The organism is Bradyrhizobium iriomotense (assembly GCF_018129405.1).
GTDB lineage: Bacteria > Pseudomonadota > Alphaproteobacteria > Rhizobiales > Xanthobacteraceae > Bradyrhizobium > Bradyrhizobium iriomotense_B.
Genome location: NZ_JAFCLP010000016.1, coordinates 60,615 through 73,616, shown reverse-complemented (window position 1 = coordinate 73,616; position 13,002 = coordinate 60,615). Strand labels below are relative to the sequence as shown.

Sequence of the window (13,002 nt, the reverse complement as noted above, 5' to 3'; positions counted from 1 at the left end):
GGAATGACGAGCTACGCAGCCGCGCTGGCGATCCAGTCCCTGTCCGCAGCGGGCCGGTGCCGCGGCAGCGCTTCGATCTCACAGTGCTCGCCCTTGCTGACGAGGCGCCAACGTGCCGGGGACTGGCCGCTGATACGCTTGAAGACGGTCGAGAAATGCGCCTGCGTAGAGAAGCCGACGGCAAGCGCGATCTCGGCCAGCGGCCGCCCGGTCGTCGCCAGCAACGTCTTCGCATGCTCGATCCGGTGATTGAGCAGATATTCGCGCGGACGATAGCCGGTCGCGGCCCGGAATTGCGCCGCAAAGTGCATCCTGGAAAGCCCGGCGACGCCGGCGAGTTCGGACAGGCTGATGCTGCGGTCGAAATGCTCGGCGATATGCTGCTCGACGCGTCGCAGCCGCCATTTCGGCAACGCATTGACCCGCGCGCGCGGTGGCTCCAACCGGGTGAGATGCATCGCAAGGGTCTGGCCGATACAGCGCGCGAATTGACGGTCCGCGGCATCGCCATGCTCGATCAGCGCCTTGGCGAGCTCGGTAGCGAGCGGGTCGCGCAGCAGGACGAGGTCGCCAAGCCCGTCGGTCGCGGGCGATTGAGCCGGGAATTGGTCCACCGGGATGTGGAAGTGCAGGAAGGCGCAGGGCGCCAGGAATTGTACGCTAAGATGCCTCGACGGCGCGCTCGCATACAACGTTCCGGCCGGCATGGTGCCGTCGAAAATGATCTGGCGCTCGCGCGTCAATTTCGCGCGCGTTGTCTTCAGGGCAATGCCGACGAAATAGCAATCCTCCGGGGTTGTCGCGGCATGCGACGAGCTGTCTCTAAAATCCTCCCATTGTGAAATCGTGATGTCCTCGATCGCCGCATTCGGGCCACGCTCGAGCCGGCGCCATCCGCCCTCTCTGGGAATCGGCTGTGCTGCCTGATGCACCTGGTGATCCCGCGGGCCGGCCTGAAGATCGATCCAGGCATGTGCCGCCTGCAAGTCGGTAAACATCGCTCATCCTCTCCGCATCGCGGTCGCTGGCGGCGACCGGCAAACTTTCAAGGCCAAAGCCCTCACTTGGCTTTCGAGAAGGCTTTCCATGCTCGGAGGATAGGCGTGGGCCCGACAAGAAGCCCGTTAGTGGTGATTAGGATGTGTTAGATTTTGTGCGAGCGCACAGGGTGTGACAGCTCGTCGCAGTTGGTCTGACTTCGTCAAGCTTTTCAATTTCTTGTGCCGGTCGGGCTGGTGCGAGGGCGCCACGCCATCGCCTTTCAGCCCCTTTGCCCGTCGAGCCGCGCAAGGAAGTCGCGCACGAGCCCGGCGATCTCGTCGGTCGCCTCGTCCAGTGCGAAGTGACCGGCATCGAGCATGTGAACTTCGGCATCGGGCACATCGTCGCGATAGGCGGCGGCGCTGGCGACGGTGAAGGAGGGATCGTATTTGCCCCAGACCACCAGCGTCGGTGGCCGCGTCCTGCGCAGCCAGTCCTGCCACTTCGGATAGGACGCGACGTTGGTCCGGTAGTCCAGGAACAGCGTGGTCTGGATCTCCGCCTGGCCGGGACGCGTCAGAAACGCGTATTCGTCGATCCAGGTGTCAGGGTCGTAGCGCTCCGGACGCGGACTGGAGCCGAGGTGGCGCTGGCGCGTCGCCTCCAGGGACGTGAAGTTGGCCTTGAGCTCCTCGAACTCATGCGCGGGATCAGCCCAGTATTTGCGACGCGCTTCCCACAGCGGGCTCAGCCCTTGCTCATGAGAAACCGCGTTCTGGATGATGATGCCGCGGATACGTTCGGGATGTGCCAGCGCCATGCGGAAGCCAACCGGACCGCCATAGTCCTGCATGAACAGGACGTAGCTGGTGAGTCCGAGCTTCGCCGTGAGCTCTGCGATCACGCCGGCGATGTTGTCGAATGTGTAGCTGAAGTCGCATGGCGGCGGCGCGCTGCTGTTGCCGAAGCCGGGATAGTCCGGCGCGATCAGGTGATATCTGTCCGCGAGCAGCGGCAGCAACGGCTCCCACATCCGCGATGACGAGGGAAAGCCGTGGAGCAACAGCACGGTCGGAGCGTCCGCGGGCCCAGCCTCGCGATAGAAGATCTTGAGGCCTTGGATCTCGACGCTGTGATAGCTGATCGAGCGACGGCTTGATCGCAGATCGTCTGCCGAGGCCTGCGCACTCGTTGGCGCGCCGCTGCTGTTACTCGAAGACGGCATCAAAAATCTCGACATCCATCAGCACGGGCTTTGCGATCACCGTTCCGTCAGGCTGCAACGTCTGCGCTCGCCGCAGCGTCGGCACCACGATGCCGCCGAAACTGTCATGGGCCCAGGAGTAGTGAGCGACCTTCATCCCGAAGAGATCGTGATCCGTCCGCCGTTGCAGCGCGTTCTCATCGAAATAGAAGATCTGATCGGGCGCGAGCGTGATCAGGCTCGGGGGAAATTGCGCGCGCAGCCGCCGCCAGGTTTCGGCGTTCTCCTGCCACGGCGGCAGTTCCTCCAGCACGACATCGGGACGGGCGAGCAGGAATGGATTGGTCAGATAATTCCAGATCGCGACGCCGCAGAAGAAGACGAGGTGCAGCTCGTCCGCGAGCGCAGCAGAGCCGGCCTCGGGGAATGCCAGGTTTGGATTGCCCCAGGTCCGCAGCACCTCGCCATCGGGGCTTTCGATCGTGATCGCGTCCGGTTGAAAGGAGCCCGAGTATTCCCCGCCGGTGATGCCGGTGAACCGGACGGATTGCGTCCGGGTCGAGCCTTCCGCGGTCACATCCTTGAATTCCCTGGCATGTCCGGCGCTTGCGAACAGCGTTCCGCCGACGGACAAATGGAGCGTGAACCGGTTCAAACTGTTCCAGCGCGCCAGACCGCCGCTGGCATCGATTACGTCGTCGAGAAGAGCCATGTCGCGCCATATTCACCGTGAAGCGCCACCACCATGGCGGGGCGCTTGCGGCTTGGCGTGTTAGAAGTTGTTAGGAGTTGCGAGCGGGCAGGATGATTGTATCCCGTTGAAGATGCTCTCAATTCAGCGCGCCCAGGAGCTCCCCGGCGGCGACGAGATCGCGGGTTTGGAGGCCCTCGTGGTAGCGCGCGACGAGCGGGGCGAGCAGGTCGCGTGCGTCGCGGGCTTTTCCTTCCTGGTGCCAGATGCGGCCGAGGCTGATCGCGCCGCGAAGCTCCCAGCCGAGCGCGCATTGCCGGCGCGACAGATCGAGCGATTTGCGCAAGCAGCTTTCGGCTTCCGCCGCGTTGCCCGAGCGGGCGAGAATATCGCCCTTGACCCTGAGCATCTCCGGCATGTCGAAGGATTCGCCGTGATCGGGAATCTGGCCGATGGCCTCATTGATCGTGCGCAAGGCCTCGCCGGTCTGGTTCTGCGCTGCGAGACCCTCCGCGAGCGCCGTCGCAAACACCGTCGTCATGATCCGGTGCCGCGTCGCATAGAGCGTGGCCTGGCTGCGTCGCAGATGTTCGATGCCGCCGGCAAGGTCGCCGCGGCGCAGCAGCAGCTCGCCTTTCTGGCCGATCCCGACCGCGTGATAGGGACCGAGGAAGTGCCGCGCCGAATGATCGATCAGCCGCTCTATCAAGGTTTCCGCATTGGCCCAGTCGCCGACCCAGAGAAAGACGTAGATGGTCCAGATCAGGGAAATGCCGAGCGTGAGCGGCTGTTCGAGCAGCTCGGCCTCGCGAACCGTGTATCTGGCCGCCTCGATCGCGCGATCGGGCCGCCCGGTGAGCCACAGCCCGCGCGCCAGCGCCACCAGCGCGACGATGCGGTCGTCATAGCCGAGATGTCCGATATTCAGCCGCTGCGAGCCGGGATTGTGCACCATCGCGCTCTCGCAGAACTGCACGGCCTTGTCCTGGTTGCCGATCAGATGATGCGCGACGCCGAGCATCCATTCCACGTTCAGCGTGGCAGCGGGATCGTTCAGCTTGCGCGCAACACTCTCGCCATCGACGCCGGTGCCGAGCGCGCCGTGGAAATCTCCGACCCTGGTCAGGTAGATGTGCAGGCCGCGCAGCAGCCAGAGCTGCCAGTGCAGGTCCTGGAGCTCGCGGGCAAGCTGGAGGCTGCGCGTGAAAGCGGAGCGGACCGCCTCCGTATTGCCTTGCGTGAACATCACGGAGACGCCGAGCGCGGCCTGCAGCGCCATCTCCTGGCGAGCGTCCAACGTGCCGGTATCGGAAGCGGTCAGCGCTTGCTGCGTCCAGCGAAAACACTCCGTCAGCAGGGTCAGCTCGAGGAAGAACTGGGCGGCCGAGGCTGCGAGATCGACGCCGAGCGCCCGGTCACCACTGTCCGAGAAGCTCCAGGTCAGCGCGGCCCGGACATTGGGCAAATGGTCCGCATAGGGCAGGAAACCGCCCGCCGTCTGCAGCCCAGAGGATTTGAGCGCGATGTCGCGCAGGAGATCGCGGAAATATTCGGCGTGTGCGCGCGCGACGCGGTCCGCTTCCCCGTTCGCAACGAGCTTGTCGCCGACAAAGGTGCGGGTGGTGTCGAGCAGACGATAGCGCAGCCGCCGCTCCGCAGGCGAGGTTGCGATCAGTGATTTGGAGAGCAGGTTCGAGATCGCCTCGACCGCCTCGGATTCGCCGATGCCCTGGCAAGCCGCGACGGCCAGCGCGGCTTCCAGCGTGAACGGCCCGACGAACACCGACAATCCGCGCAGCGTCGCGCTTTCGGCTGCGGGGAGCAAATCATAGCTCCAGGCGAGCGCGGCGCTTAAGGTCTGGTGCCGCGGAATCGCCGTGCGCCGTCCCCGCCATAGCAACGAGAAGCGGCTGTCGAGCAGCGAGGCGGTCCCGGCGATGCCATAGGCATTGACGCGCCCGGCCGCGAGCTCGATCGCGAGCGCGATGCCGTCCAGCCGCCGGCAGATTTCGGCGACGAGCGGCGCGTCCTCCTCGCTGAGCTCGAACTCGCTCAGGCTCTCGGCAATGCGTTCCACGAAGAGTTGGCTTGCGGGATAGGCAAGGATGTCGGCGATGCCGAGCCCGTCGCGCTCCGGCGGACTCTCCAGTGGAAACAGCCGATGCACGCGCTCGCCTTCGCTGCGAAAGGATTCGCGGCTGGTGGCGAGAACGTGCAGCTCGCTTGCATCCTGGACGAGGCGCTCGGCCACGGGCGCGAGCTCGTCGAGGATGTGCTCGCAGCTGTCGAACACCAGCAGCGTGCGCCGGCTGCGCAGGAAGGTCAGCAGGCCCGGCATCGGGTCGTCGGAATTGACCGTCAAGCCGAGAGCGGCGGCGATCGTTCCGGGAACGAGGCGGGCATCCGTGAGCGCGCCGAAATCGACGAAGCACACCTGGCCGTGGAAGGCCTCCAGCTCGCGATGCGCGACGGCGATTGCGACCGAGGTCTTGCCGATCCCGCCGGGGCCGACGATGGTGACGAAGCGATGAAGGGCGAGCTCGGCGGAAATCTTCTCGACGGCGTCGTCCCGACCGATCATGCGCGCAAGCGGCGACGGCAGCGCGTGGGGCGAAGCGACAGGGCTGGCCCGGCCGTCCGAAGCAGCGGGGCGGGGCAGCGGGGCAGCGAAGCAGTAGCCGCGTCCGGGAACGTTGACGACGTAGCGCGATCCTTCGCCGGCATCGCCCAGGGCCTTGTCATTCAAGACCTTGCGCAGCGTCGTGATGTGGAAGCGCAGGCTGCCTTCGTCGACGTTCACGTCGGACCACACCTGCTTGATCAACTCCCGCTTGTCCACGACCTCGCCGGCGCGTTCGGCAAGAAAAATCAGGATGTCGAGTGCGCGGCCGCCGAGATGAAGCGGGACGCCGTCCTTCTCCAGCAGCCGCGACTTTGCAAACAGCCGGAATGGTCCGAAGGAAATGGACGAATCCTGGTCGTTAGTGTCCGGCACGAGCCAATGGTTCCAGTGAAAAGGCTGCTGTCTGCAACTTTGGTCTAGCAGAACGACATTGCGAGTAAACTGCTCGAAAGTGGCGAAATGGCGTGGCGATCGCCGCAGCCTCCAGGGAATAACCGTCGCAAATTTTGCTTAAGCGCGAGCGGCTTACGACGCGGCCCGCGACAATTCGTCAGTGTACTTGACCGTCGTGACGACAGCCTCCGCTGCAGGCTTGCGATGCCGCGATCATAACAGAATCTTGCAACGTCTAACGGGCAAATCGCGGGCGACGCATCCAGTATAGCCTTCGAGTTAGATCCTGTTGCAACGGAGAGGCCATCATGTCCGCCATCGGCTCGATGCCGAACGGCAGTGCCGTTCGATCGCAATTTGTCGCAGGTCTCGACGATCGGTCGCGTGATTGGGAGCTCGTGCTGCGGGAATCCCATCACCGCATGAAGAACACGCTGACGCTGCTGGGTGCGTCAGTTCGCCGCGACTTCACGCGGGCCGGCACCCGAGACGTGTCGCTGGCGGTAGATCGGTTCGAGCGGCGCATCGTCGCCTTCGGCAGGCTCTATCAGCTGTTGTCCGACAACGACGATCCCTCGGCGGTCTCCGTCGCGCCTTTCTTCGAAAATCTGTGCGGGGCGCTCTCCGAGGCGGTGCTGGAGCCGGCGGGCATCCGCTGCGAGGCCGCAGTCGAAGGCGGCGTGCTGCCGGCATCTCAATGTCATCGGCTCGCGTTGATGCTGACGGAGCTGGTCACGAATGCGGCAAAGCACGCCTTCCCGAACAAGAATGGTGCCCTGATCCGCATCGACGTCGCGCGACGCGACGGCGCCTGGGTTTGCACGGTGGCCGACAACGGCATTGGCGCGACCGCTCCGCTCCAGGGCACCGGCAGTCGAATCCTCGAAGGGCTCGCCCGCAGCATCCACGCGCGGCTGCATGGCGAGGCTGGGCAGGGCGGCACGCGCGTGACCATCGTGACGCCAGCCGCTTGAAGGATCGCCTCAACTCACACCACGGGAGTTTGACATGACCACACTCGAAATCGACCGCGACGCTACGTCCAAGCCTTCGACATCGCGCAACGTTGATATGAAGCTCGAAGTCGTCGTCATTCCGGTGTCCGATGTCGACCGCGCCAAGACGTTCTACGCGCGCCTCGGCTGGCGACTGGACGCCGATTTCGCCTCAGGCGATGAGTGGCGCGTGATCCAGTTCACGTCGCCGGGCTCTGCCTGTTCGGTGATCTTCGGCCGGAACGTCACGGCGGCCGCGCCAGGCTCGGCGCGAGGTCTGTATCTGATCGTCTCTGATCTCGAGGCCGCGCGGAAGGATCTGCTCGACCGCGGCATTGCCGTCAGCGAATCCTTCCACGGTGCCGGCGACGTTCATGCAGGACCCGATGAGCCATACCTCTTCGGCAGCGTCAGGGTCAGCGGCGCTGACCCGAAGCGCGGCAGCTACAGCTCATTCGCCTCGTTCAGCGATCCCGACGGCAATGGCTGGCTGTTCCAGGAGGTCACGACACGGCTGCCCGGACGCATCGCGGCAGACGACACGACATTCGCATCGCAAACGGATCTCGCCGCGGCGCTGCGCCGCGCCTCAGTGGCGCATGGCGAGCACGAGAAGCGCACCGGCGGTCACGACGAGAACTGGGCGGACTGGTATGCCGACTACATCGTGCGCGAGCAGGCCGGCCAGGAGATGCCATCCTGAAGCAACTGCATTCTCGTTCGACAACGAGGCCATCGCCGAGACGAAGTACCTCGTCGATGTCGCGAGCCGGCTCGGCTTCCACGTGGGCAGATCGGGACCTGACGGAACCGCTGCAGCGCTCGACCGGTTGGGAGCACGGCAGGCGGTCACGCCGATGTCGCCTTCCACCGGTACGGAGCGCCGGTGCTTGAAAACAAACAAGGAGAACTGAGATGATCCGCAAGGCAACAGCAGTCTGGAAGGGCACCGGTCGCGATGGCGCGGGCCATTTGTCGAGCGAATCCGGCGTGCTTGCCGGGACGCCCTATTCGTTCAAGACCCGCTTCGAGAACGAGAAAGGCACCAATCCCGAGGAATTGATCGCCGCGGCCCATGCCGGCTGCTTCACCATGGCGCTCGCCTTCGGCCTGCAGCTCGCAGGCTTCACGCCGGACGAGCTTTCGACGGAAGCAGCCGTCACGCTCGAGCCCGAGGGCAAGGGTTTCAAGATCAGCAAGTCGGCGCTCACCTTGCGCGCAAAAGTGCCGAACCTCGACGAAGCAGGTTTCGCCAAGATCGCGGGCGAAGCCGAGAAGAATTGCCCGGTGTCGAAAGTACTCAACGCCGCGATCACGCTCGACGCTAAATTGGGCTAGAGGCGCGTTTTAATGTCCATCCGGTTCTAGGAACCGGGTGGACACGCGCGGCTTTCGGCCGGGCGGCCGAAGGCATATGATGCGGCGGATGCAGAACGGACGGAGCGATCAATTGGGAGCGGACAGATGACGACTGAGCGCGCAGTTTTGGCTGGAGGCTGCTTCTGGGGCATGCAGGATCTCATCCGCAAGCAGCCGGGCGTGATCTCCACCCGCGTCGGCTACACCGGTGGCCACGTGAAGAACGCCACCTACCGCAATCATGAAGGCCACGCCGAAGCCATCGAAATCATCTTCAATCCCGCGAAGACGAGTTTCCGGACCATGCTGGAGTTCTTCTTCCAGATCCACGACCCGACCACGCTCAACCGTCAGGGCAATGATCTCGGCACGAGCTACCGTTCCGCGATCTTCTACACCAGCGACGAGCAGAAGCGGATTGCCGAAGACACCATCGCCGACGTCGAGGCTTCGGGCCTGTGGCCCGGCAAGGTGGTCACCGAGATCACGCCCGCAGGCGAGTTCTGGGAAGCCGAGCCTGAGCATCAGGATTATCTCGAGCGCTATCCCGACGGGTACACCTGTCACTTCATCCGACCGGATTGGAAGCTGCCGCGCCGCGCGGCGGCGGTGGGAGGCTAGCGCGCGATCAGTTCCGCAGTTGCGCCATCAATTCGCGCGCGGTGCGCATGTCGGCGATCTCGGCACCCTCCGTGAACGATCCGGAGACGTTCTCCAGAACGGCCAGAGCGTCTGCGCTCTGGCCGGCCTCGCCCATCAGCCGCGCGAGGCTGGTCGCGCAGCGCAGCTCCCAGAAGCGCGCCCCCTGCTGGGCCGCGATGCCCATGGCCTCGCGAAAGAGCGCTTCGGCATTGCTCGAATGCTTCGCGCTCCTGTGCATCAATTCTCCCTTGATGCGGGTCAGCTCCGGCAGATACCAGAGCTCCTGCCGGTCGTGGCAGCGGGTCAAGACGTCCTCGATCACGTCGAGGCCGCGGTCGAGCTGGTCGGCCTCGCCAAAGCAGGCCGCAAGCTCGCCGAGAAGCGGAAGGAAGCGCGGCAGGAAGCGGGCATCGCCGGCGCGGTTGAGCTCCTCGCGCAGCAGCGGCAGGCCGCTCGCGACGTCGCCGCGCCTGGCGGTGACCGCCGCATTGAAGGCCCGCGCCCACAGTCCCCACACCCGGATCGCGTGCCGCTCGGTGTGCTCGAGCAGCTCGGTGCCGTGGCGTTCCGCAGCGTCGAAATCGCCGGCCCAGAAGGCGATCGGGCAGGCGGCCTGCCCCAGCACGCTGCAGAAGGTCAGGGCGTGGCCGTTGGCGCGGCCCTCCTCGATGTTTCTGGCGGCGAGCGCCTGGGCCTGGTCGGCAAAACCCTGCAGCCACAGGATGCGGGCGCGGAAATATTGCGTGGATATTCTCAGGTCGAGCGGGAAGATCTTCGGCTTCTCCGCCAGCACATGCAGCGACGCATGCACACGGTCGATGCGCAGGCGCGCGTCATTCTGGTCGCCGAGATAGTGCAGGGCGACGGCCGTGAGCCGGTCGCCCAGCATCACGTCGGTCCGGTCGGGAGAGTTCGCCGCCGCGTTCGCAAAACGATCGGCGAACGTACGGGCCTTGCCGAACTGTCCGTTGTTGAACTGGTCGATGCACAGGCCCCACAGCGCGCGCAGCCGGAAATCCTTGTCGTCGAGCCTGTCGGCGAGCTCGAGCGTCGTCTCCAGGATCGGGCGCGCCTCGCGCGCGCGGCCTTCGCCATACATCAGCGACCAGCCGAGTGCCGACAGGAGCTGCATGCGGATACGGTCGTCGCCGGTGTCGCCGAGCGCCGCCAGTGCCGTCCTGCTTCGCTCGCGGCATTCGGCGAACAGGGACAGCCGCACCCACAGCGTAACCGCGGCCGCCGTCAGCGCGATTCCCAGCTCGGCGTCGCCGTCGGGCGCGAAAGCCCAGTCGAGCGCTGCGCGCACATTGTCCAGCTCCGCGCCGTAGATGCCGAGCCATTCAGGCAGCGGCGTCGACGTGTCGGCCTCAGCGTGGGCGAAGAAATCGCGGAAATGCTCGGCATGGCGGCGTGCGAACTGCCTGGTTTCGCCGAGGGCGCTGAGCTTTCCATGCGCGTAGGCGCGCGTCGTGTCGAGCAGGCGATAGCGCAGCGTCCGCGAGCCCGACGGCGAGATCAGCGACTTGGTGACCAGGCTGTCGATGGCCTCCAACGTTTCCGATGCGCTGAGGCCGTCACCGGATGCAACCGCGGCAGCCGCCTCCGGGGCGAAAGGCCCGGCGAACACCGACAGCCGGCGCAGGGTCGCGCTCTCGGCCGCAGGCAGCAGGTCGTAGCTCCAGTCGAGTGCGGCGGCGAGGGTCTGGTGCCGCGGCACGGCCGTGCGCCGGCCGCGCCATTGCAGCGAGAAGCGGCTGTCGAGCAGCGATGCGGTGCCGGCGATGCCGTAGGCATTGACCCGCCCCGCCGCGAGCTCGATCGCCAGCGCAATGCCGTCGAGGCGCCGGCAAATGCTCGCGACCAGCGGCGCTTCGTCCGCACTGAGCTGGAACGGGCCGGAGCTCTGCGCGATGCGCTCGACGAAGAGCTGGGCGGCGGGATAGGCGAGGACCTCGGCGACATCGAGTCCTTCGCGCTCGGGCGGACAATCCAGCGGGAACAGTCGGAAGATACGCTCGCCTTCGCTCCGGAACGATTCGCGGGTGGTTGCGAGAACGCGAAGCTGCGGCGCCTCGCGAACGATGTGCTCGACCAGCGGGGCCAGATTGTCCAGCACATGTTCGCAGCTGTCGAGGATCAGCAGGGCCGGGCCGACCTTGAGAAACGTCAGCAGGGCCGGCGTCGGATTCTCCGCGCTGATGGTCAGGCCGAGCGCGGAGGCAATGGTGGTTGCGACGTGGCTGGCATCCCGGAGCGGGCCGAAGTCGACGAAGAAGACGCGCCCGCGAAAATCCTGGGAGCGGCGATGCCCGACAGCGATGGCGACGGCCGTCTTGCCGATGCCGCCCGGGCCGACCAGCGTCATGAAGCGATGCAGCGAGAGGCCGTTCGATATCTTTTCGACGACCTCCTCCCGTCCGACCATTTTCGAGAGCGGCGCGGGGAGGGCGCGGGGAGGCAGGATATCGATGGTCGGCTGCGCGGCGGGCGAGGCCGGCGGGGCGAGCGAGGCGACGAAGCAATAGCCGCGGCCAGGCACGTTGACGATGTAGCGCGCCGACTTGCCGGTATCGCCGAGCGCTTTGCGCAGCGCTGCGACATGGAAGCGCAGGCTGCCCTCGTCGACATTGACGTCGGCCCAGATGCGCTTGACCAGCTCTCTCTTGTCGACGACTTCACCGGGCCGCTCGGCCAGGAAAATGAGGATGTCGAGCGCACGGCCGCCGACATGGAGCGGTGCGCCCTCCTTCTCCAAGAGCCGGGACTTTGGAAACAGTCGAAATGGCCCAAATGAAATGGACGAGTCTTCGCTACGATCCGGCACGCACCATTACCCCCTCGACGGGAGTCAAAAGGTATTCATTTGTGGTCTATCAGAACGAACCGTACAGTAAACTGGCCGAAAGCAGTGGGCAGGGTCGGCAGCCCTGCGTGGACCGCGTGGGTCGGCCACCTTCCGAAATATTGTTTTAAAAGTAATGGGTTAGAGCATGCGGCATGGCGGCGACGCCGTCCAATAGTCCGGACGGAGCATTGACGCCGGTCGCCGATTGCTGCGATGGAATCGTCCGGGAGCCGGTCCCGCCTCCATATTGACACCCGAAGTCCGGATTCCAACATGCTCTCTTTCTCGCGGCGACAGATCGTCCATGCATTGTCGGGGGCAGCTGCGCTTGCGGCGATTCCGCGCATCGGGCGCACCGCCGAATATCCCTCTCGTCCCATTCGACTGGTGATTCCCTATGGGGCAGGCGGATCTGGCGACCAGATCGGGCGTCCCTGGGCGGAGAAGATGTCGTCGCTGCTTGGACCCGTCTTCATCGAAAACATCACCGGTGCGGGCGGCGCGATCGGGACGGCGGCGGTCGCGCGCGAGAAGCCCGACGGCTACTCCCTGCTGCTCGGAAACGACAGCACGCAGGCGGCCATTCCGCTGCTATCGCAAAATCCGTCCTATGCGATGGACGATTTCCGCGCCATCTGCCGCCTCATCACCAGCGCGCTCGTTTTCGTCGTCCATCCGTCGGTGCCCGTCACGGATCTGCGTGAGCTGATTGCCTACGCGAAAGCCAATCCGGGAAAGCTGTCCTACGGGACACCCGGTATCGGCAGCGGAAATCATCTGGTCGGCGAAGCCTTCAAGCTGCAGGCGGGCGGGCTGGACATCGTCCATGTCCCGTATCGGGGCATCGCGCAGGCCAGCAACGACCTCCTCGCCGGCCAGATCCCCCTCATCATTGCCGTGATGTCAGTGCAATTGCAGCAGTGGAGCCAGGCCGGCAAGATTCGGATGATCGCGGTCGCCACCGAAAAGCGGCTGAGCGTGGCCCCCGATATCCCGACCGCCATCGAATCCGGCATGCCGGGCCTCCGCTATGACGGCTGGTTCGGCCTGTTCGCGCCCCGGCAGACTGACGATGCGATCATCGACCGGATCGCGCAGGCGACGCGCATCGCCATGGCCGACAAAGCGATGCAGGCCAATTACCGCGCCGAGGGCATGGAGCCGGACAGCGACTCGAAGCCGGCCGAATTCCAGCGCCTCGTCGAGGCGACTTCGGCGAGCCTGGCGCGCATGATCAAATCGATCGGGCTGGAGAGGTTTTGAGACGAT

The 13,002-nt window shown here is 65.2% G+C and carries 10 protein-coding genes; 5 read left to right on the top strand and 5 right to left on the bottom strand.

Annotation, left to right across the window (positions count from 1 at the left end; genetic code table 11):
• Window positions 1-11 precede the first annotated feature (11 nt).
• The 4 genes from JQ592_RS27325 to JQ592_RS27310 form a co-directional block, all read right to left on the bottom strand.
• On the bottom strand, window positions 12-998 hold the full coding sequence (locus JQ592_RS27325; RefSeq protein WP_211405873.1) for a helix-turn-helix domain-containing protein: 987 nt from the start codon (window positions 996-998) through the stop codon (window positions 12-14).
• 263 nt (window positions 999-1,261) lie between these two features.
• Window positions 1,262-2,206 (bottom strand): alpha/beta fold hydrolase, encoded by a 945-nt coding sequence (locus JQ592_RS27320; protein ID WP_211405872.1) that lies wholly within the window; start codon window positions 2,204-2,206, stop codon window positions 1,262-1,264.
• Window positions 2,190-2,897, bottom strand: a complete 708-nt coding sequence (locus JQ592_RS27315) for a hypothetical protein (RefSeq protein ID WP_211405871.1) — start codon at window positions 2,895-2,897, stop codon at window positions 2,190-2,192. Before JQ592_RS27315 ends, JQ592_RS27320 begins: the two co-directional genes overlap by 17 nt.
• Before the next feature lie 118 nt (window positions 2,898-3,015).
• The gene (locus tag JQ592_RS27310) at window positions 3,016-5,871 is read right to left on the bottom strand and encodes an ATP-binding protein (protein WP_211405870.1); all 2,856 of its coding nucleotides are present in this window, start codon (window positions 5,869-5,871) and stop codon (window positions 3,016-3,018) included.
• Window positions 5,872-6,200: 329 nt separating this feature from the next.
• On the opposite strand from JQ592_RS27310, the gene JQ592_RS27305 reads away from it, so the two are divergent.
• The 4 genes from JQ592_RS27305 (at window position 6,201) to msrA (ending at window position 8,867) form a co-directional block, all read left to right on the top strand.
• Window positions 6,201-6,866: a sensor histidine kinase gene (locus JQ592_RS27305; RefSeq protein ID WP_211405869.1), complete on the top strand. Its 666-nt coding sequence runs from the start codon at window positions 6,201-6,203 to the stop codon at window positions 6,864-6,866.
• 34 nt (window positions 6,867-6,900) lie between these two features.
• Window positions 6,901-7,590: a VOC family protein gene (locus JQ592_RS27300; protein ID WP_211405868.1), complete on the top strand. Its 690-nt coding sequence runs from the start codon at window positions 6,901-6,903 to the stop codon at window positions 7,588-7,590.
• A gap of 212 nt (window positions 7,591-7,802) precedes the next feature.
• The gene (locus JQ592_RS27295) at window positions 7,803-8,225 is read left to right on the top strand and encodes an OsmC family protein (RefSeq protein WP_211405867.1); all 423 of its coding nucleotides are present in this window, start codon (window positions 7,803-7,805) and stop codon (window positions 8,223-8,225) included.
• A gap of 126 nt (window positions 8,226-8,351) precedes the next feature.
• Window positions 8,352-8,867: a peptide-methionine (S)-S-oxide reductase MsrA gene (msrA, locus tag JQ592_RS27290; RefSeq protein WP_211405866.1), complete on the top strand. Its 516-nt coding sequence runs from the start codon at window positions 8,352-8,354 to the stop codon at window positions 8,865-8,867.
• A 7-nt stretch (window positions 8,868-8,874) separates the two neighbouring features.
• On the opposite strand, the gene JQ592_RS27285 is transcribed toward msrA, so the two are convergent.
• Window positions 8,875-11,712 carry an ATP-binding protein gene (locus JQ592_RS27285; RefSeq protein WP_211405865.1) on the bottom strand — a complete coding sequence of 946 codons (2,838 nt, stop codon included), beginning with the start codon at window positions 11,710-11,712 and terminating at the stop codon, window positions 8,875-8,877.
• A 294-nt stretch (window positions 11,713-12,006) separates the two neighbouring features.
• Between JQ592_RS27285 and JQ592_RS27280 the strand changes: the two genes are divergently transcribed.
• On the top strand, window positions 12,007-12,996 hold the full coding sequence (locus JQ592_RS27280; RefSeq protein ID WP_211405864.1) for a Bug family tripartite tricarboxylate transporter substrate binding protein: 990 nt from the start codon (window positions 12,007-12,009) through the stop codon (window positions 12,994-12,996).
• Window positions 12,997-13,002: the final 6 nt, after the last annotated feature.

What these genes read in the sequence shown, in the direction of transcription:
- JQ592_RS27300 (WP_211405868.1), top strand. Translation starts at nt 6,901, where the DNA reads ATGACCACACTCGAAATCGACCGCGACGCTACGTCCAAGCCTTCGACA.
- JQ592_RS27315 (WP_211405871.1), bottom strand. Translation starts at nt 2,897, where the DNA reads ATGGCTCTTCTCGACGACGTAATCGATGCCAGCGGCGGTCTGGCGCGC.
- msrA (WP_211405866.1), top strand. Translation starts at nt 8,352, where the DNA reads ATGACGACTGAGCGCGCAGTTTTGGCTGGAGGCTGCTTCTGGGGCATG.
- JQ592_RS27295 (WP_211405867.1), top strand. Translation starts at nt 7,803, where the DNA reads ATGATCCGCAAGGCAACAGCAGTCTGGAAGGGCACCGGTCGCGATGGC.
- JQ592_RS27320 (WP_211405872.1), bottom strand. Translation starts at nt 2,206, where the DNA reads ATGCCGTCTTCGAGTAACAGCAGCGGCGCGCCAACGAGTGCGCAGGCC.
- JQ592_RS27325 (WP_211405873.1), bottom strand. Translation starts at nt 998, where the DNA reads ATGTTTACCGACTTGCAGGCGGCACATGCCTGGATCGATCTTCAGGCC.
- JQ592_RS27280 (WP_211405864.1), top strand. Translation starts at nt 12,007, where the DNA reads ATGCTCTCTTTCTCGCGGCGACAGATCGTCCATGCATTGTCGGGGGCA.
- JQ592_RS27305 (WP_211405869.1), top strand. Translation starts at nt 6,201, where the DNA reads ATGTCCGCCATCGGCTCGATGCCGAACGGCAGTGCCGTTCGATCGCAA.